Source organism: Treponema primitia ZAS-1 (assembly GCF_000297095.1).
Lineage (GTDB): Bacteria > Spirochaetota > Spirochaetia > Treponematales > Breznakiellaceae > Termitinema > Termitinema primitia_A.
In genome coordinates, this window is record NZ_AEEA01000083.1 from 1 (window position 1) to 420 (window position 420).

1 protein-coding gene is annotated in these 420 nt (G+C 58.3%); it reads left to right on the top strand.

Features of this window, described 5'->3' with window-relative positions:
- On the top strand, window positions 1-420 hold a 420-nt coding region (locus tag TPRIMZ1_RS0113295; protein ID WP_010260830.1), incomplete at both ends, for an SDR family oxidoreductase.

Here is a 420-nt window from a genome sequence, read left to right on the forward strand (position 1 = left end):
TACGCGCCCCTACAAAGAGGATGATCCTACGGATCCTATCGGGGTGTATGGGCTCACGAAGCGGGACGGGGAAACGGCCATCTTTGAACGCAGCGATGCGGCGTATATTATCCGGACGGCATGGCTGTACGGGCAGTACGGGAATAACTTTGTAACCACCATGCTCCGCCTGATGGCCGAGCGGGAAACCGTGCGGGTGGTAAACGACCAGCGGGGCAGCCCCACCTGGGCTTTCGACCTGGCCAATACGGTCGCGGACCTGATCTTGCGCTCAGACAGTGGAACGCTGCCTTATGGCATTTACCATTATACCAACGGGGGGGATATTACCTGGTATGAGTTTGCGCAGGAAATCTACGCCCAGGGAAAAAAGCAGGGGCTCCTTACCCGGGACTGTGCGGTAGAACCCTGCACCAGCGC